Source organism: Arcobacter caeni (genome assembly GCF_003063245.1).
In the GTDB taxonomy this organism is placed as follows: Bacteria; Campylobacterota; Campylobacteria; order Campylobacterales; family Arcobacteraceae; genus Aliarcobacter; species Aliarcobacter caeni.
This window is the reverse complement of the sequence record NZ_MUXE01000003.1, coordinates 137,056-156,791: the sequence shown is the minus strand read 5'-3', so window position 1 is coordinate 156,791 and position 19,736 is coordinate 137,056. Positions and strand designations below refer to the sequence as shown.

Sequence of the window (19,736 nt, the reverse complement as noted above, 5' to 3'; positions counted from 1 at the left end):
ATTTAATTCATTAAAAAAGGGGAAGTTTATCTAAACTTCCCCTTTTTTTATTAAAAAGTCTATTTTACAATCTTTGCAAATTCGCCAAAGATATATTTTGACTCATGAGGACCAGGACTTGCTTCTGGGTGATGTTGAACTGAAAAAATCTCTTTATTTTTGTACTTAACACCTTCAATAGTATTATCAAATAAATTTAAATGTGTTACATCTGCAATTTCTACAATATTATCAGGAACATTATAGTTATGATTTTGTGCTGTGATTTCAACAACTCCATTATTTGCAACCGGATGGTTACCACCATGTTGTCCAAATTTTAGTTTATATGTATCATATCCATGGGCGATTGATAACATTTGATGACCTAAACAAATTGCAAAAATTGGAATATCTGTCTCTACAAGTTTTTGAACTTGTTCTTTTTCAGCTATTAAAGTAAGTGGATCACCAGGACCATTTGATAAGAAAATCCCACCTATTTCTTTTGCTTCAAATCTTGCGATTAAATCATCTGCTTTAAAAGTTGATGGTACAACTTCCACTTCTAAACCTGAGTTAACAAGTTCATTTAAAATATTTCTTTTAACTCCAAAGTCAATAACAACAACTTTTTTATCACTCATAACTGCTTTATCATAAGCTTTGATAGCATGATTCCAAGCACCTGATTTATGAACATAAGACTCTTTTGTTGATACAATTTCAATATAATTTATGTCTTCGATTCGTGGACTTGCTTTTAATTGTTTTACTAATTCATCTTTAGAAGAAATTTCAGTTGAAGCTATCATCATCATAGCTCCCTCATCTCTAATCATTTTTGTTAAATATCTAGTATCAATATCACAAATCCCCAAAACTCCATGTTCTTTTAATAAAGAATCTAAATCATTTTGAGCTCTGTAATTTGAATATTCACTATGATAATTTCTAACTAATACACCTTTACAATGACACTTTCTACTTTCCATATCATTATCATTAACTCCAACATTTCCAATTTCTGGCATTGTAAAAGTAATAAATTGACCAGCATAAGAAGGATCTGAAATAATTTCTTGGTATCCAGTTAATGATGTATTAAAAACTATTTCTCCAACAGATGTTCCTGTTGCACCAAAAGATTTCGCTTCTAAAAAAGTCCCATTTTCTAAATATATCCATACTTTTTGCATTTATATCAATCCTCTTTTTGTTAATTCCTCTTCATATAATCTATGATATACAAGATCATAATCATCAGTTCCTGGTATTAATTTTCTTTTATAATTTTTTAATTTAGCCATAACTTCATGGTCAGCTTTTTCAAAGCCTTTCATAAAGTCATCTAAAGAAGCGAAAATTACATTTTTGATTTGATTATCAGAACATGTATAATGTATAAAATCTTCTTCCCATAAATAATCTAATATTTGGTGGGCAATATCTGAAAATCTATCTTCATTATTTAAAATTACGCCAAAATCATTAGCTAATCTTTTTTTAGTCATCCAAAAAAGTTGTCTTCTATCTGCATTTAAATACTCGATTTCTTCTTCTTGAGCTTCTAAAATTTCTTGAACTTTTTCATCTAGACCAAACTCTTTTTCTAAATCAGCATCTAATATTCTTTCAACTTCTGCTTCAATACTGTGCTTCTCTTTTCTAACCTCAACAAAGTCACAACTAATCAAATCTCTTGTAATTCTTCTTGAGACATACGGTGTATGATGTAATTTCATTCTCATGCGTTTTTACCCCCTTATAATTGTGTCATCTCGTTCAGGAGATGTTGAAACGATTCCAACTTTAACAGAAGTAACTTCTTCTATTTTCTCTATATATTTTTTTGCATTTGCTGGTAATTTATCATAATCTCTAATTCCAACAACACTTTCCCAACCATCAATCTCTTCATAAATAGCTTTAACATTTTCTAAACAAGTTGGAACATAATTTATTTTTTGTCCATCTAATTCATAAGCTACGCAGATTTTTATTTTAGCAAAACCATCTAAAACATCAAGTTTCATTAAAGCTAATTGGTCACAACCATTTAATCTAGAAGCGTGTTTAACTGCAACGGCATCAAACCAACCACATCTTCTTTTTCTTCCTGTTGTTGTCCCAAACTCTTTACCAACTTGAGCCATAGTTTCACCATCATCACCAAAATCTTCTGATGGGAAAGGTCCATTTCCTACTCGTGTACAATAAGCTTTTGTAATACCAGTAACCATTCCTACATCTTTAGGACTCAATCCTAAACCTGTACAAGAACCAGCACTTACTGTATTTGAACTAGTTACATAAGGATATGTTCCATGGTCAATATCAAGCATCGTTCCTTGAGCGCCCTCAAGTAAAATTCTTTTATTTTCATCAAGTGCTTTCCAAACCATATTTGTTGTATTTGTAATAAATGGTGCTAATTTTTCTTTATAAGAATTTAACTCTTCTAATAACTCTTTTTCATTAGGAGTTGCAATTTCTAATACATCAAAAATCGCTCTATTTTGTTCAAAATATTCTAAAATAGATTTAGTTAATTTTGTAGGATTAAGTAATTCACCAACTCTATGTCCAACTCTATTTATTTTATCAGAATAAGCAGGTCCGATTCCTTTTCCAGTTGTTCCAATAGCTTTTGCACCTCTTAATCTCTCTTTTGCTTGATCAATTAATGCATGATATGGTAAATTTAAATGTGCTTTATCAGAAATAAAAAGTCTTCCTTCTAAATTTTGAAATTGACTCATTTCTTTGATGATATTTTCAGGTGATAAAACAACACCATTTCCAATTACATTTACAGCTTTTGGATTTAAAATTCCTGATGGAACTAAGTGAAGTGCATATTTTACACCATCAACCCAAATAGTATGACCAGCATTATGTCCACCTTGGCTTCTACAAACCATGTCATATTTTTGAGCAAGCATATCAACTATCTTACCTTTTCCTTCGTCTCCCCATTGGATACCAACTATTATATCTGCGCTCATTCTTAATCCTCTAAAATTTTTAATAAATTATCTGTATACAGTGCAAAACCTAGTGAGCTTATTCCTTCACTTGAGTACATTCCACCTTTACATAAAGTTAAATTATCATTTATTACTCGATAGTAAATGCCATCGTAATATTTTAATGACCCATAATAAAGTGGTGCAATAATAATATTTCCATAATCAACTTCTTTTGCTTTTGAAAGAAGTTTTTCTAATTCTTCTTTAATAGATTCAGGAACAATTTTTATTACATTTTCTAAACTTTTTATATCTTTTACTTTTAAAAGTTTATTTAACCACTCACAATTTAATTTAAATAGTGTAGCAATTTCACCATTTTTAAATAAAGAGATATCAATATTTAATTCTTTTGAAACAAGAACGGGAACATTAATATTTGATATTTGTAAAATTGGCTCTATTTTTAAAGCTTTAAAAATATTTGCTGTTAAATTCATAATATCAGAAATATTATGATGATCTATCCACTCACATCCAATTTGATACTCTTCTTTTGAAGGGTAAGAAAAAATAGGCTGAACATAAAACCATTTTCTATGAGCTGTTGTTCTACCTAATCTTTTTGTTATTATTCTTACCACATCTAAAGTAGAGTCGGCTCGTAAAGATACTTGTTCATTTTGTTCATCTGAAAATTTTATTAGTTTTTTCTCATTTACGATTGCTTGATGTTGAGAATACGAGAAATTTGGAGTTAATATCTCTTCAAATCCACAATCATCTAAAATATCACAAACTTGATTTTCTAATCTTCTCTTAGCTTTTGCCATTGAACCAAAGTATAATCGACTTCCTTTTGGAATTTCGTGTTCAAAAATCATTATTCTTAGTTTCCTTTAAACATATTTAATGCAAAAACTCTATTAGCAGTTCCATCAAATGTTCTAATACCTAAATCATCTAATGCTAATTCAACAGCATTTACAGCCCAAGATGCTTCGAAATCTTCAACTAATCCCATGTGATTAATTCTAAAGATTTTACCAGCTAAGTGATCTTGTCCACCTGCAATATTTACATTATATTTATTTTCTAATATTTTTCTAATTGCACTTGATTGCTCAGTATAAACAGTAGTCATGGCATTTGCTGGAGTTTTTGGATAAATATCAAATCCAATAGCTTTTAAAGCTTCTCTTGTAGCATTTGCTCTTAATGCTGTTTGTGTAAATAATTTATCAAATCCATCAGCTTTTAGTTTTTCTAAAATTGCACCTAAACCAATGATTAAAGTAGTAGCAGCTGTCCATGCTGTTGTATTTTTTCTTTGATTTTTAATTTCAGTAGCTAAATTAAAATAGTAACCTCTTGGTTTTAATTCTATTTTAGCAACTGCTTCATTTGATAATCCAATTATTGCAAGACCTGGTGGTAACATTAAAGCTTTTTGGCTTCCTGTAATTACAGCATCAAGATTTGTTGTGTCGATTTTTTCAACACCAATTGCTGTGATTCCATCTGCGATAATCATAATATCTTTATTGATTTTTTTTACCTCAGCAGCAATAAGTTCAACTGGATGTCTCAATCCTCCTGCACTTTCACATATTTGAATAAAAATTGCATCTATTGAAGAATCAGCTTTCACTGCATTTACAACCGCTTCAACACTCACAGGAGTATTCCATTCATTTTTTATTTCAGTGTAATCTATACCAAAAGCAGCACAAATTTTTCCGAATCTCTCACCGAATTTTCCTGAATTAATTGTAAGTGCTTTTTTATATGTCAAGTTAGTAACACAAGCTTCCATTGCGCCTGTACCACTTGAAGCCAACATTACAACCTCAGGCATATCATATAATTCAATTAATAATTCTCTAGTATTTTTAAAAATTGCTTCAAACTCTTCAGTTCTATGGTGAATCGTAATATCAGCCATCGCTTTTCTTACAAATTCTGGTACTGGAGTTGGACCTGGCGTCAATAGCATTTTAACATCCTTATTTTTTCATTCTTTATAGCAAAACGAATTATTTTACCCAAAAAATCATTATGAAAAGGTTAATCATTTTTTATTTAAAAAGCTTTTTTTATAATTTAATCAAAATACTCTTGACATTATTACTAATTAGTAATATAATTTCGACAGGAGTATGTAAATGAATAAAAAATCGTTAAAAACTTATGGTGAAAGAACTGATAAATCTATGAAAATAGTTGTTAGGTTAGAGAAAGCATCTTTAAAAATCACTAATTTAACTGTTAATTATTTATCAAAACATAATCTCACATTTAATCAATTTAAAGTATTAGAAGTTTTGTATCACTTGGGTGATTTAAATATTGGCTCAATTACAAAATTGACTATGAGTACACCTGGAAATATAACAGTTGTAGTAAAAAATTTAAAAAGAGATGAGTGGATTACTTCCATAAAAGATCCAAATGACAGTAGAGCGTCAATTTTATCAATTACTCAAAAAGGTAAAGATATTATTGAAGAGGTATTTCCAAATCATGCAAATAATTTAACAAAATCCTTAGAGGTTTTAAGTGATGTTGAGTTAGATACTTTATATGATTTGTTAAATAAAGTTTACAAAGCAAATTAGATATTTTTTTGCTTAAAAAGTACTAATTAGTACAATAAAATTAATAATAAAAAAGGATACACATGAAAATTTTTAAATTAGGTTTAGCTTCACTTGCAGTTTCAACTGCATTATTCGCAGGAAATTATAATATCGACGCAGGACATTCAAATGCAGGTTTTTCTGTAAAACATATGATGATTTCAAATGTAACTGGGAAGTTTAATGATGTTTCTGGAAGTTTTGAATATGATGAAAAAACAAATACTTTAAAATCATTAAGTGGTGAAATTGTTGTAGCTTCAATTAATACAGCAAATGAAGAAAGAGATACGCATTTAAAATCTGAAGATATTTTTTCTGCTGTAAAATTTCCAAAAATCAACTTTAAAGCAACAAAAATTGAAAAAGATGCTGTTTATGGTGATTTAACAATGAAAGGTGTAACAAAAAACATCAAACTTAGTTTAGAAAATGGTGGAGTTATTACTGATCCTTGGGGAAAACAAAGAGCTGGATTTGAACTTGAGGGAAAAATCAATAGAAAAGATTTTGGTATCACTTGGAATAAAGTCTTAGAAACAGGTGGTGTTGCAGTTGGTGAAGAGATTAAACTTCAAATAGCAATGGAAGGAATTTTAGCTAAGTAATTAGCTAAAGTTTTACAACAATGAATCCAACACTATTTATTTCACATGGTGCTCCAAATATAATTTTGAGTGATATTAAATCTAAAAAAAGTATTAAAAAGTTAGCAAAAAAATTAGAAATGCCAAAATATATTATTATATTCTCAGCACATTATTTAACAAAAGATTTAAAAATTATAAATCCAGATACAAACAAAATAATGTACGACTTTTATGGCTTTGAAGATGAATTATATAAAGTAAAATATGAGATAAATAGTGATGAAAAATTAACTTTTGAATTAATTGAAAAATTAAAAAAACAAAATATCGATATTTCAATAGATGAAAATAGAAAAAGTTATGATCATGGTGTTTGGAATGTTTTAGCTTTGATATATGAACATCTTAAAATTCCAGTACTACAAATAAGTATTCCTAGTTCATATAGTATTGAACAACTAATAAATTTAGGAGTTGTTCTTCAACAATTTAAAAATGAAGCTTTGGTTATTTGTAGTGGTGGGATTACCCATAATTTGGCTGATTCAGGAATGAGTCAAAATATAAAAGATTATGCAAAAAAATTTAATGACGATATTGTAAATATCATAGAAAATGCAAAAGAAGATGAACTAAAAAATATTCAAAAAAATATTAATTTTTATAAAAATCATCCATCAACAGAGCATTTTTTACCACTATTTATTGCCTATGGAAATGCAATAAATAAAAAAGGAAAGTCGTTTAATAGTGAGATGCTTTATTCAAATATCTCAATGGAGAGTTTTATTTTTGATAATAAAAAGGATATAAAATGTTAAAAAAATTACCAAAAGAAAATATGGGAACATCAAATCTAGGTTGGTTAGAAAGCCGTTTTCATTTCTCATTTGCAGAATATAGAAATCCAAATAATATGAATTTTGGAGTTTTAAGAGTTTTAAATGACGATATTGTTCATGCAAATAGTGGATTTGATACTCATCCCCATGCAAATATGGAAATAATTTCTTATGTTGTAAAAGGTGAAATTACCCACAAAGATTCAATGGGAAATTCTGAGACTTTAAAAAGAGGTGAAGTTCAATATTTAAGCGCTGGAGATGGAATATATCATAGTGAACATAATGTTCATAAAACAGAAGATTTAAGGCTTCTACAAATTTGGATAGTTCCACCAAAAGTTGGACTTCCTAGACTTTATGGTTCAAAAAGATTTGAAGAAATTGATAGAAAAAACAGACTTTTAAATATCGTATCAAGTCAAAATGGAACTGCTGATATAAAAATTTATCAAGATATAAATATTTATGTTAGTGAACTAGAAACAAATAAAACTTTAGATTTTAAAATAGAAAAAAATCGACAAGTTTATTTTGTACAAATTGAGGGAAGTTCCTCTGTAAATGAAATCACTTTAAATGATGGTGATGCAATGGAAATCCTTGATATTGAAAAAATAGAGATAAAAGCTTTGGGAAATTCACACTTTTTATTTATTGAAATGGCTAAACTATAATTATAAATTAACTATACTTCTTCAATTAAAAAGTATAGGTTAGATAATGAAAATAAAAGTTCTTTTAAATGGTGTAGGAAGAATCGGTAAAGCTGTTTTAAAACAGTTACTTACCAATAAAGATTTTGAAATAGTTATTATAAATGAAATAAATCCATATGTTGAAAATATAGTTTATTCTATAAACTATGATTCAACATATGGAAAATATGATGATAAGTTTAGAATAGTTGAAGAAGATTATATTCAAAATTCAACATCAAAAATAAAAATCACAAACTTTGATTCTTTAAATAAAATTGATTTAACAAATATTGATATAATCATTGATTCAAGTGGCAAAAAAGAAGATATAAATTTCCTAAAAAGTTTGCCTGTAAATGCTATTTTTTTAACTCATCCAAATAATGAAGCTGATATAAACATAATTTTAGGTGCAAATGAAGAAGAACTTAATCCAAAAATTCATAAAATAATTTCGACCAGTTCATGTAATGCAACAGCTTTACTTCCAGCTTTAAAACTAATTAATGAAAAAAAAGAGATTTTATGTGGTGATATTGTTACAATTCATCCTTTATTAAATCATCAAAGGGTTTTAGATGGAAGTTTTGTGGGAAGTGCCACAAGAAATGTTGATTGTAACTTTGAATTAGGTAGATCTTCTACTCAAAATATTATTCCAAATAAAACAACTACTATAAATGCTTGTTCTTATGTTCTTCCAAATATAAATCAAAATCTAATCACTTCAAGTTCTCTAAGAGTTCCCACAGATACGGTTGGAGCTATAAATGTAACTTTATTTACAAAAGAAAAATCAACAAAAGAAGAGATTATTAATTTATTTAAAGATTTTGAAAAAACGCAAAAATTTCCCATAGTTTTAAATAATTTTGAACCTTTGGTTTCAAGTGATTTTAAAAAAGAGAATTTTACAACTATAATTGATCATAGATACACAAACACAATAAATAATATGATAAAACTTTTAGTTTGGTATGACAATGAATGGGGATATGCTTCAAAAGTTGTGGAGATTTTAAAATATTATAAAGACATAAAAAAAGGGTAAGTTCTTAACCTCACCCTTTTTACTTCTTATCTAAAAAATACTAGATAAATTCAACACATTTAGCACCATCAGCTATATGACCTATTACATATCCATCAGTGTTTGCTAAAACTGAATCTACATTTTCAGCACTTACAACTAAAACCATACCAACACCCATATTAAATGTTCTGTACATCTCTTCTAGTTCTACATGTTGTCCCATAAATTCAAAAATTGGTAAAACTCTAACATCTGCTCTTTTTACAACAGCTTTTAAATTATCTGGTAAAACTCTTGGTAAGTTCTCAGTAATTCCACCACCAGTAATATGTGCTAATGCATTGATTTTATCTTTGTTTGCTTTGAACTCTTTTACATAAATTCTAGTTGGTTCAAGTAATACATCTTTAAGTGCTTTTCCTTGGAAATCATCATCTAAAGACATTCCTAATTTTTCTAAAAGTAATTTTCGTACCAAGCTAAAACCATTTGAATGAACACCAGAAGATGGTAATGCAATTAAAGTATCACCTGCTTTGATTTTATCGATTCTATTTAACTCATCTTTTTCAGCAATTCCAACACAAAAACCAGCTAAATCAAAATCACCCTCTTTGTACATTCCTGGCATTTCAGCAGTTTCTCCACCAACAAGTGCGCATTCACTTCTAATACATCCCTCAGCAATACCTTTTACCACTTGAGTAGCTTCTTCAACATTTAGTTTTGCTGTTGCATAATAATCTAGGAAAAATAATGGTTCTCCAAAGTTACATAATAAATCATTTGAACACATAGCAACTAAGTCAATTCCAACTGTGTCAAATTTTTTTGCATCAATTGCAAGTTTTAGTTTCGTTCCAACTCCATCAGTTCCTGATAGAATTACTGGTTTTTTGTAACCACTTGGTAATTCAAATGCACCTGCAAATGAACCAATTCCACCAAGAACTCCTGGAATCATTGTTGATTTTACATAAGGTTTGATATTTTCTACAAACTGATTTCCAGCATCAATATCAACACCTGCATCTTTGTAACTAACTGTTGCCATTATTCACCTTTTTCATATTCTATTTTCTAATCTACTATTAGTTTAAATTTTTTTTGGTATTATAGCAAAATGTTTATAAATATTAAGGACTATATATAATGAAAGATAATAACGCGTTTAATGAAATGATGGTGCATTTACCATTGTGTACACACAAAGAAGCTTCGAATGTTCTAATTATTGGAACTACGAATGATAGTTTAAAAAATCAAGCTACTAAACATTCAAAAGTATCAAATATCCAATTTGGAGATGTATCTTTATTAACATCAAAGAATGAAAAAAATATTGATGTAATAATTTTAACTGATGTTAAAATTGATGAATTGTTATTGGCAAATATTGAAAGAATTTTAAAAGATGATGGTTTAATCGCTTTTGCATCAAAAGCTTTTTCAAGAGATGAAGACCAATTATTTGCCGATTTAAAACTTGTTGGAACAAAATTCTGGATTGCTATGCCATTTAAATTTGGTCATAACACTTCTATTCTTGCTTCAAAAAGATACCATCCAACTGCTGATATAAACCTACAAAGAGCTGATTTACTTGATGGATTAGATTATTATTCAGCTGAAATTCAACTGGCTTCTTTTGTATTTCCAGCAGCAGAGCATAGAGCTTTAACTGGTATTGCAAAAAGATAACTCTACTTCCTGCTGCTATTAAATATAAATAAATCATTATTATTGTAAAATATTTACCATGAGTAATGATTTATTTAAAAACGCAATCGCCTTAACTGGCGGAATTTCAACAGGCAAAAGCACTGTTTGTAACCTCTTCAAACTTCACGGTTTTCTAACAATTGATGCTGACTTGATTGCTCATAAATTATTGGATGAAAATTCAAATAAAATAGCTTCTATGTTTGGTGAACAATATGTGGAAAATGGAAAAGTTTTAAGAAAAGAGCTAGGTAAAATTATATTTTCAAATGAAGAAAATAAACTAAAACTAGAAGCCCTACTTCATCCTTTAATCAAAGAACAAATTATCAAAGAATCAAAAATATTTGAAGAACAAAATAAACCTTATTTTGTTGATATTCCACTTTTTTTTGAAAAAATGAATTATCCGATTTCAAAGTCATTAGTAATTTATACTCCAAAAGAGATACAAATCCAAAGACTTATGAAAAGAGATAATATCGATGAAAATGAAGCAAAACTAAAAATCTCAAATCAAATGGATATTGAAGAAAAAAGAAAATTAGCTGATATGGTAATTGATAATTCACAAAATCTAAAACATTTACAAGCAGAAGTTGAAAGAATAATTGGAGAAATAATATGACATATACAAAATACAGCGCAAGTGGAAATGATTTTATCATTTTTCACACTTTTATAGAAAAAGATTATTCGCTGGATGCTATAAAATTATGTAATAGAACAGAGGGAATTGGAGCTGATGGATTAGTTGTAATAATTCCATCTTCTCAAGCTGATTTTAAATGGTTATTTTACAATAGTGATGGAAGTAATGCTGCTATGTGTGGAAATGCCACAAGAGCAGTTTCACATTATGCATTTTTTAATAATCTTGTATCTTCAAATGAAATGCAATTTTTAACAGGTGCTGGACTTATTAAATCTTTTGTTGAAAATGATATTGTTGAAACACAACTAACTGCTCCAAAAGTAATAAATGAAGAGTTTATTCAAGGTGGATTTCTTTGGCATTTAGTTGACACTGGCGTTCCTCATTTGGTAACCATTGTAGATGATTTAGAACTTTACAACCATGATTTATGTGCAAAAATGAGATATGAACACAATGCAAATGTTAATTTTGCAAAAATAGAAAATGGAATTATCAAAGTAAGAACTTACGAAAGAGGCGTTGAGGGTGAAACACTTGCATGTGGAACTGGAATGGCTGCATGTTTTTTAAGAGCAAATGAATTGGGTCTTGTAAAAAATACAACTTTTGTTTACCCAAAAAGTGGTGAAGAGTTAACTCTTTCTTTAAGAAATGGCACTATTTATTTCAAAGGTGCTGTAAAAAAAGTTTTTACAACAACAATATAATTTAAAACTAATAAATAAGGATAAAAAATATGAAATTCCCTGCACCTTTAAAATCTGATTCTATTAAAATTATGCTTCTTGGAAGTGGAGAACTTGGTAAAGAAGTTATAATTGAAGCTCAAAGATTAGGAATTGAAACAATTGCAGTTGATAGTTATAACAACGCTCCTGCTCAACTTGTAGCAAATAAATCATACACAATTAATATGAAAAATAAAAATGAAATTCTTGATGTAATAAGAAGAGAAAAACCTACTTTTATTTTACCTGAGGTTGAAGCTATAAATATTCAAGCACTTTTTGAAGCTGAAAAAGAAGGATTTCATGTAATTCCAAATGCAGATGCTGTAAATAAAACTATGAATAGAAAAAATATTAGAGAATTTGCAGCTTTTAATTTAGGACTGCCAACAAGTAAATATGAGTTTGTAACTACTTTTGAAGCTTTACAAAAAGCAGCTTCAAAAATTGGTTTTCCTTGTGTTATTAAGCCGGTTATGAGTAGTTCTGGTCATGGACAAAGTGTTGCAAGAAGTGTTGATGATTTGGAAAAATCTTGGGAATTAGCAAAAGAAGCAAGAGGAGATGCAAGTGAATTAATAGTTGAAGAGTTTATTACTTTTGATTATGAAATCACTATGTTAACTGTTAGAAACGGTGTTGATACTGTATTTTGTGAACCAATAGGACATATTCAAAAAGATGGTGACTATATTTTCTCATGGCAACCTATGAACATGAGTGAAGTTGCTATCAAGAAATCTCAAGAAATTGCAAAAAAAATCACTGATGGTTTAGGTGGTCGTGGAATTTTTGGAGTTGAATTATTTGTAAAAGGTGATCATGTTTATTTTAGTGAAGTAAGCCCAAGACCACATGATACTGGAATGGTTACTATGATTACTCAAAGTGCTAGTGAATTTGCACTTCATGTAAGAGCTGTTTTGGGACTTCCAATTGAATATGTTACTTATGGAGCGGGAGCTAGTGCTGCTTATAAAGCAAAAGAAGATAGTTTCAATCCAACTATTGATATTTATGATTCATCATTTACAAAAGATTCAATTATTAGAGTATTTGGAAAACCTCAAAGTCATGTGGGAAGAAGAATGGCTGTGGCACTTACTTTTGATAAAGATTCAAGTGATAAAGCTTTACAAAAAGCAAAAGAAATTATTGGAAATTTTAAAGACAATTAATCACAAAATAAAGAGCTAAATATGTATAAACATACTTAGCTCTTACACAAGTACATTTAGATATAATTATCTCTATTATTTTATAGGATTTCCATTTTGAAGAAAAAGTTCATTTTTATACTCTCTTTTTTCTTCATCTGCTTATTTTTCACATATGTAATTTTCACACTTATTGAAAATAGAAAAAAAGAGCATTTAGATGCAGAAAAGAAAATCATTGAAGTTACTTACAATACAATAATTGAAGCATACAAAGTTTATTCAAATATCATTTATTTTAATAAATTAAATACGAAAGAAACAAAAAGTATTTTAGAAAATGTTTATACATCATCAATAGAAGAACAAGAAACAATAAGAAAAAATTTATATGAACATCTTATTGATATGTATAACAATATGGAAGATTATAAACTCAAACAACTCCACTTTCATTTAAAAAATAACGATAGTTTTTTAAGATTTCATAGACCCACAAAATATGGAGATAATTTAGCAGAAGTAAGACACACAGTTGCTTTTGTAAATGAATATCAAAAACCTATTAGTGGTTTTGAAGAAGGTAGAATTTATAATGGTTATAGATTTGTTTATCCTTTAATATACAAAGATAAATATCTAGGAAGTGTTGAAACTTCTGTTTCAATGGAATCAATTATGAATGATTTACGAAAAGAACTTTCAAGTGACTTATCATTTATAATAAAAAAATCTGTTGTTGATAATACTGTATTTAAAGAAGAAAAAGATAATTATATTTCATGTTCTATTAATGAAGATTTTTATCATGAAAGAAGTATTTCAGAAAATGAAAATGAAACTATGGGCGCTATTTTAAAAGAATATTTTGAAAAAAATCCTACCCAAAGTAAAAAAAATCTTCATTCTGGAGAGATTTTTAATTTTTACAGTTTTTATGAGAATAATTATTACATAACAACTTATTTACCCATAAAAAATGTAGTTTCAGATCAAACCGTCGCATATATTATAGTTTTAAATAAACATAATGATTTACATGATTTTATAGTGCAATATTTCTTATTTTTAGCAATTTTAATATTTTTAACACTATTTGTAATTTATTTTGTTTATAGAATTGATAGAACAAAAACCCAACTTTTCAAAAAAGAAAAAGTGCTAAAAGAAGTACAAAAGATTGCTCAACTTGGTTATTGGGAATTTGATGTTGTGAAAAAGAAACTTAGATGGAGTGATGAAGTTTATCACATCTTTGGATTTGAACCTAAAGAATTTGAAGCTAGTTATGAGAATTTTATAAAATATACTCATCCTGAAGATATAGAAAAAGTAAGTAAAGCATATGATGATTCAATAAAAAATAAAACAAATTATCAAGTTGAACATAGAATTATTACTAAAAATGGTGAAATAAAATATGTAGAAGAAGAGTGTCGACACACTTTTGATGAATATGGTGAGGTAATCCAATCATTAGGAACAATTCATGACCTTACAAGCATTAAACTTTACCAATTAAAAATCAAAAAAACTAAAGAACAATTTGAATCTTTAGTTTCTCATATTCCTGATATGATTTACAGATGTAAAATAGATGATAACTTTACGATGCTTTATGTAAATAATGCAATAGAAACAATTACAGGCTATAAAATTGATGAAATAAGATTTAATCGTGTTGTATCATTTGCAAGTATTATTCATATAAATGACTTAACAATGGTTCGTAAAAATATAAATCTAATGCTTAAAAATAATACTTTAAATATCGATTTGGAATATAGAATTATTTCAAAAGATGGGAGAATTATTTGGATAAATGACAATATTCAATTAATAAATGATGAACATCACTCTTATTTTGAAGGTGTAATTAGTGATATAACAGCACAAAAAGTTGCTTATGATAAACTCTACAAATTTATAGATACTCAAGATAATATGGTAATTTTAACAACTGGAAAAAATATCGAATTTGCAAACAAAAAGTTTTTCCAATTTTTGGGATTTAAAACTATTGAAGAGTACAAAATAAATCATAAATGTATTAGTGATTTATTCACAGAAGATGAAAAATTCTTTAATCTTTCATTAGTAAAAGAAAATGAAAATTGGGTTAACATAATTCAAACACTAAGTCATAGAAAAAGAGTCGTTGCAATTAGAGGAATAAACGGATTAACTCATGCTTTTTCAGTAACAATAAATAAATTTGAAGATGCTATTTACATAGTTAGTTTTACAGATATTAGTGACACTATGCTTGAAAATATAAAATTAGAAGAAAAAACATTAAGAGATAAATTAACAAATGCTTATAATAGAGAGTTCTTTGAAAACAATTATGAAAGACTCATTGAAACTTTTGAAAGTGAAGATATGTATTTTGGTTTGGCAATGATTGATATAGATAATTTTAAAAATATAAATGATTCATTTGGACACAATGTAGGAGATGAAATTCTAATAAATCTTGTATCAATTATAGGGAAAACTTCAAGAAATGACGATATATTAATTCGTTGGGGTGGGGAAGAGTTTATTATGATATTAAAAATTTCTTCAGAAAATGGACTTAATATTGCACTTGAAAATATAAGAAAAACTATTGAAGAATCTAAAATAGATGATCTTCCTGTAATTACTTGTAGTTTTGGTGGAACACTATATAAAAATAATGAACCAGTAAACGATACAATCAAAAGAGCAGATGAAGCCTTATATGTGGCAAAAGAAAATGGGAAAAATAAGGTGATACTAAAATAATTAAGTCTGCTATAATAATGGTATATATTCTATAGTTTTATTAACCTGTGAATATGTAAATGTATTAAAGGAGAAAAAATGAAAGAAAAACTCACTACCGCATTTGGAGCACCAGTTGCTGATAATAATAATTCATTAACAGCTGGTCCAAAAGGTCCTATGTTAATGCAAGATGTTTGGTATCTAGAAAAAATGGCACATTTTGATAGAGAAGTTATTCCTGAAAGAAGAATGCATGCAAAAGGTTCTGGAGCATTTGGAACATTTACAGTAACTCACGATATAACAAAATATACAAAAGCTAAAATATTTTCACAAATCGGTAAAAAAACAGAGATGTTTGCAAGATTTTCAACAGTTGCAGGAGAAAGAGGTGCTGCTGATGCTGAGCGAGATATTAGAGGTTTTGCTCTTAAATTTTATACAGAAGAAGGAAACTGGGATTTAGCTGGAAATAATACTCCTGTATTTTTCTTAAGAGATCCACTAAAATTTCCTGATTTAAATCATGCAGTAAAAAGAGATCCAAAAACAAACCTAAGAAGTGCTACAAATAACTGGGATTTTTGGACAAATTTACCTGAAGCTTTACACCAAGTTACAATTACAATGAGTGATAGAGGAATTCCTTATTCATACAGACATATGCATGGTTTTGGAAGTCATACTTTTAGTTTTATTAATGCAGAAAATAAAAGAAATTGGGTTAAATTCCACTTTGTTACTCAACAAGGTATTAAAAACCTAACAGATGCGCAAGCACAAGAATTAGTTGGTAAAAATAGAGAGTCACATCAAGAAGATTTATTTAAAAGTATTGAAAAAGGTGATTTCCCAAAATGGAAAATGTTTATACAAATAATGAGTGAAGAAGATGCAAAACATTATAGATTTAATCCATTTGACTTAACAAGAGTTTGGTTGAAAAAAGATTATCCACTTATTGAAGTTGGAGAGTTTGAATTAAATAGAAACCCTGAAAACTACTTTGCAGATGTAGAGCAAGCTGCCTTTAATCCAGCAAGTGTAGTTCCAGGAATTAGTTTCTCACCTGATAAAATGCTTCAAGGAAGACTTTTCTCATACGGTGATGCACAAAGATATAGACTTGGAGTTAATCATAATTTAATTCCAGTAAATGCACCAAAGTGTCCAGTTAACAGTTACCATAGAGACGGAGCAATGAGAGTTGATGGAAATGCAGGTGCAACAATTGGATATGAACCAAACTCTTTTGAGAAGTGGCAAGAGCAAAAAGAGCACGCTGAGCCAACACTTGATATTGATGGTGGAGCAAACAGATGGGAAATGGATGATGATAACTTTACACAAGTTAAAATGCTATTTGATATTATGAGTAAAGAACAACAACAAGTTCTTTTTGAAAATACAGCAAGAGCGATGGGTGATGCACCAGAGTTTATCAAACAAAGACATATTGATAACTGCTCAAAAGCAGATCCAGCTTACGGTGCTGGTGTTGCAAAAGCATTAGGAATGACTGTAAAGTCTTAAAAATAAAAAAATCTATATGCAAAGAATTTCTTTGCATATAGATAATATTTTTTAACAGCATTGTATCTACCATTCTTGTTATCTTATCAATATTTCTTCATAATGGTAAGTCATTAATTACTGCATATCTTACTGTTCCATCTACATCAATTTGGTTTTATATTTAAAAAGATTTGATTGTTTGATGATTTAAGGGTTAAATAAATGATTTTAGTGAGGAAATGGTACGCCTGGTAGGATTCGAACCTACAACCGCCGGGGCCGAAACCCGAAGCTCTATCCAGTTGAGCCACAGACGCACTTGTTATTATAAAAATAAGGTCGAGATTATATCACGACCTTACTTAAAAACTTAATTAAAAGAAAATATTGTCTAAAACAATCAATACAAAAAATATTATTCCTAAGTAACCATTTACCGTAAAAAAGGCCTTATCTATTTTTTTGAAATCTTTATTTACTAAATAATGTTCATAAGACAACATCAAAGCACTTAAGATTACTGCAACATATGCAAAATATGAACTATCAGAGATAATCACAAATAAAAGCCAAAAAATTACTGTTAAAGCATGAAATATTTTTGAAATTTGCATTGTTTTTTCAACACCAAATTTTGATGGAATTGAATGAAGTCCTAGTTCTTTATCTACTTCAATATCTTGTAAAGAGTAAAGTAAATCAAATCCAGCAACCCAGAACATAACTCCAATACTTAAGAATATTGCCCAAAAAGGAATCGTTTCACTAACAGCCACAACCCCAGCGATTGGGGCTAATCCTAAAGAAATACCTAAAATTACATGAGCTAAATATGAAAATCTTTTAAAATATGAATATGAACCAATTATTATTAAAATTGGTATTGATAAATATAAAGCCAAAGCATTTACAAAATATGCAACAGCTATAAATCCTAAAGCATTAGCCATTACAAAAAGAAACATTTGTGTATCAGAAATTCTTCCATCAACATTTGGTCTATTTATTGTTCGAGGATTTAGAGCATCAATATCTCTATCCATAAATCTATTAAATCCCATGGCAAAGTTTCTAGCTGTTAGTGCTGCAAAAATTCCAAGAATCAAAAGTTTAAATCCAAACCAACCATTTGCAGCAACTACCATCGCAATAAAAATAAAAGGAAGTGAAAAGATTGAATGTTTGAACATCACAAGTTCATTAAAGTCGTTTAGTTTTTGTATAAGCTTATTCATAAAAATGATTGTATCTAAGATATTATTAAAAAATTAGAATTAACCTTTTTCTCGTTATAATCAATTTTATTTTATTATGAAAGTTACAAATGTCTAAATTCGCCCTACTTTTAAGCGCCCTATTTTTAATTTTTGGTTTAAGTGCATGTACTTCTAAAACTCAGATGGAAGTTAAAGATTCAGGTTCAAAAGATGTCTCAGATTTGTTAAGAATCTTAATTCAAAAAGAAAAAGAGATAAATGAATTAAATCAAAAATTAGAAGATTGTAATAACTCAAAAGTAAAAAAATGAAAGAAATAGCAATAATTGGCTCAACAGCTTCTGGTAAAACAGCCCTATCTTTGGAAATTGCATTAAAAACAAACTCTATTATTTTATCTCTTGATTCCCTTTGTGTTTATAAAGAAATTGATATTGCATCTGCAAAACCAACATTAAAAGAACGAGGAGAAATTATTCATTTTGGAATAGATGAAGTTTATCCAAATCAAGAATTTGATGTAATTAAATTTATTGAACTTTACAAAAAAGCAAAAGATTATGCTTTAGAAAATAAAAAAAATCTTATCATTGTTGGTGGAACTGGATTTTATTTAAAAGCCTTGATTGATGGTTTATCATTAGGTATTGAAACAAAAATCAAACTTGATATAACGCCTCTTGAAGCTTATGAACTTCTTTATTCAATAGATAATGCTTATATGCAAAAAATCGAAAAAAATGATAGATATAGAATAGAAAAAGCTTATGCCATTTATAAACAAACTGGACTTAGCCCTACTTCTTATTTTGAAAAAAATCCTAAAATTGCACTTGCAAAAGATTTGAAAATTTTTGAAATTTTGTGGGATAAAGAAAAATTAAAAAATAGAATTTCTTTACGAACTAAAATTATGATAAATTCAGGATTAATTGATGAAGTTATATTTTTAGAAAAAAAATACGCAAGAAGTCCAAATTGTATGGCTTCTATTGGTATTCTTGAAACATTAGAGTATTTAGACGGAAAACTTTCAAAGAAAGAATTAGAAGAAAAAATATCGTTAAATACAACTAAACTTGCAAAAAGACAAAATACTTTTAATAAGTCTCAATTTTTAGATAAAACATCCAATATAATAGAAAACTTAAATTCAGATATTATTAAGTATTTTTCGTTATAATCCCGTTCCCAAGAGTTTTATAAAGGGCTTGCAATAGACTTGACCTTTT

The 19,736-nt window shown here is 28.2% G+C and carries 20 protein-coding genes and 1 tRNA gene; 13 read left to right on the top strand and 8 right to left on the bottom strand.

Annotation, left to right across the window (positions count from 1 at the left end):
* Positions 1–59: 59 nt before the first annotated feature.
* Genes carA through B0174_RS03250 form a run of 5 tightly spaced genes read right to left on the bottom strand, consistent with a single transcriptional unit; the run spans position 60 to position 4,947 of the window.
* Positions 60–1,178 carry a glutamine-hydrolyzing carbamoyl-phosphate synthase small subunit gene (gene carA, locus B0174_RS03270; protein ID WP_108558221.1) on the bottom strand — a complete coding sequence of 373 codons (1,119 nt, stop codon included), beginning with the start codon at positions 1,176–1,178 and terminating at the stop codon, positions 60–62.
* Positions 1,179–1,730 carry a DUF507 family protein gene (locus B0174_RS03265; protein ID WP_108558220.1) on the bottom strand — a complete coding sequence of 184 codons (552 nt, stop codon included), beginning with the start codon at positions 1,728–1,730 and terminating at the stop codon, positions 1,179–1,181.
* A 6-nt stretch (positions 1,731–1,736) separates the two neighbouring features.
* Positions 1,737–2,987, bottom strand: a complete 1,251-nt coding sequence (locus B0174_RS03260) for an adenylosuccinate synthase (protein ID WP_108558219.1) — start codon at positions 2,985–2,987, stop codon at positions 1,737–1,739.
* 2 nt (positions 2,988–2,989) lie between these two features.
* Positions 2,990–3,835 (bottom strand): ATP phosphoribosyltransferase regulatory subunit, encoded by an 846-nt coding sequence (locus tag B0174_RS03255; protein ID WP_108558218.1) that lies wholly within the window; start codon positions 3,833–3,835, stop codon positions 2,990–2,992.
* A 5-nt stretch (positions 3,836–3,840) separates the two neighbouring features.
* A complete protein-coding gene (locus B0174_RS03250; RefSeq protein WP_108558217.1) occupies positions 3,841–4,947 on the bottom strand; it encodes a pyridoxal-phosphate-dependent aminotransferase family protein in 1,107 nt (368 codons plus the stop codon).
* Positions 4,948–5,116: 169 nt separating this feature from the next.
* Between B0174_RS03250 and B0174_RS03245 the strand changes: the two genes are divergently transcribed.
* From B0174_RS03245 to B0174_RS03225, 5 genes are all read left to right on the top strand, one after another.
* Positions 5,117–5,569 carry a MarR family winged helix-turn-helix transcriptional regulator gene (locus B0174_RS03245; protein ID WP_108558216.1) on the top strand — a complete coding sequence of 151 codons (453 nt, stop codon included), beginning with the start codon at positions 5,117–5,119 and terminating at the stop codon, positions 5,567–5,569.
* A gap of 62 nt (positions 5,570–5,631) precedes the next feature.
* Positions 5,632–6,198, top strand: coding sequence for a YceI family protein (locus B0174_RS03240; protein WP_108558215.1), 567 nt, complete (start codon positions 5,632–5,634; stop codon positions 6,196–6,198).
* Between the two features lie 20 nt (positions 6,199–6,218).
* Positions 6,219–7,001, top strand: coding sequence for a DODA-type extradiol aromatic ring-opening family dioxygenase (locus B0174_RS03235; RefSeq protein ID WP_108558214.1), 783 nt, complete (start codon positions 6,219–6,221; stop codon positions 6,999–7,001).
* A complete protein-coding gene (locus B0174_RS03230) occupies positions 6,995–7,699 on the top strand; it encodes a pirin family protein (protein WP_108558213.1) in 705 nt (234 codons plus the stop codon). Before B0174_RS03235 ends, B0174_RS03230 begins: the two co-directional genes overlap by 7 nt.
* Positions 7,700–7,745: 46 nt before the next feature.
* Positions 7,746–8,774, top strand: coding sequence for a glyceraldehyde 3-phosphate dehydrogenase NAD-binding domain-containing protein (locus tag B0174_RS03225; RefSeq protein ID WP_108558212.1), 1,029 nt, complete (start codon positions 7,746–7,748; stop codon positions 8,772–8,774).
* A gap of 40 nt (positions 8,775–8,814) precedes the next feature.
* Here B0174_RS03225 and purM read toward each other — a convergent pair whose 3' ends face one another.
* A complete protein-coding gene (gene purM, locus B0174_RS03220) occupies positions 8,815–9,810 on the bottom strand; it encodes a phosphoribosylformylglycinamidine cyclo-ligase (RefSeq protein WP_108558211.1) in 996 nt (331 codons plus the stop codon).
* Positions 9,811–9,908: 98 nt separating this feature from the next.
* On the opposite strand from purM, the gene B0174_RS03215 reads away from it, so the two are divergent.
* The 6 genes from B0174_RS03215 to B0174_RS03190 all read left to right on the top strand — a co-directional run bounded on the left by B0174_RS03215 (position 9,909) and on the right by B0174_RS03190 (position 17,305).
* Positions 9,909–10,457, top strand: coding sequence for a spermine/spermidine synthase domain-containing protein (locus B0174_RS03215; RefSeq protein ID WP_108558210.1), 549 nt, complete (start codon positions 9,909–9,911; stop codon positions 10,455–10,457).
* A 58-nt stretch (positions 10,458–10,515) separates the two neighbouring features.
* On the top strand, positions 10,516–11,106 hold the full coding sequence (gene coaE / locus B0174_RS03210; protein ID WP_108558209.1) for a dephospho-CoA kinase: 591 nt from the start codon (positions 10,516–10,518) through the stop codon (positions 11,104–11,106).
* Complete coding sequence (gene dapF, locus B0174_RS03205; protein WP_108558208.1) at positions 11,103–11,843, top strand: diaminopimelate epimerase; 741 nt, start codon at positions 11,103–11,105, stop codon at positions 11,841–11,843. Before coaE ends, dapF begins: the two co-directional genes overlap by 4 nt.
* Before the next feature lie 29 nt (positions 11,844–11,872).
* Positions 11,873–13,042 carry a formate-dependent phosphoribosylglycinamide formyltransferase gene (gene purT, locus B0174_RS03200; RefSeq protein ID WP_108558207.1) on the top strand — a complete coding sequence of 390 codons (1,170 nt, stop codon included), beginning with the start codon at positions 11,873–11,875 and terminating at the stop codon, positions 13,040–13,042.
* Positions 13,043–13,138: 96 nt separating this feature from the next.
* Entirely contained in the window at positions 13,139–15,790 is a 2,652-nt protein-coding gene (locus B0174_RS03195) for a sensor domain-containing diguanylate cyclase (RefSeq protein ID WP_108558206.1), read from the top strand.
* 78 nt (positions 15,791–15,868) lie between these two features.
* The gene (locus B0174_RS03190) at positions 15,869–17,305 is read left to right on the top strand and encodes a catalase (RefSeq protein ID WP_108558205.1); all 1,437 of its coding nucleotides are present in this window, start codon (positions 15,869–15,871) and stop codon (positions 17,303–17,305) included.
* A gap of 222 nt (positions 17,306–17,527) precedes the next feature.
* Here B0174_RS03190 and B0174_RS03185 read toward each other — a convergent pair.
* Positions 17,528–17,604: transfer RNA gene (locus B0174_RS03185), tRNA-Arg, on the bottom strand.
* A 57-nt stretch (positions 17,605–17,661) separates the two neighbouring features.
* Positions 17,662–18,522 (bottom strand): menaquinone biosynthesis prenyltransferase MqnP, encoded by an 861-nt coding sequence (gene mqnP / locus B0174_RS03180; protein ID WP_108558204.1) that lies wholly within the window; start codon positions 18,520–18,522, stop codon positions 17,662–17,664.
* A gap of 89 nt (positions 18,523–18,611) precedes the next feature.
* On the opposite strand from mqnP, the gene B0174_RS03175 reads away from it, so the two are divergent.
* Complete coding sequence (locus B0174_RS03175; protein ID WP_108558203.1) at positions 18,612–18,815, top strand: hypothetical protein; 204 nt, start codon at positions 18,612–18,614, stop codon at positions 18,813–18,815.
* Positions 18,812–19,687, top strand: coding sequence for a tRNA (adenosine(37)-N6)-dimethylallyltransferase MiaA (miaA, locus tag B0174_RS03170; RefSeq protein ID WP_108558202.1), 876 nt, complete (start codon positions 18,812–18,814; stop codon positions 19,685–19,687). Before B0174_RS03175 ends, miaA begins: the two co-directional genes overlap by 4 nt.
* Positions 19,688–19,736 lie beyond the last annotated feature (49 nt).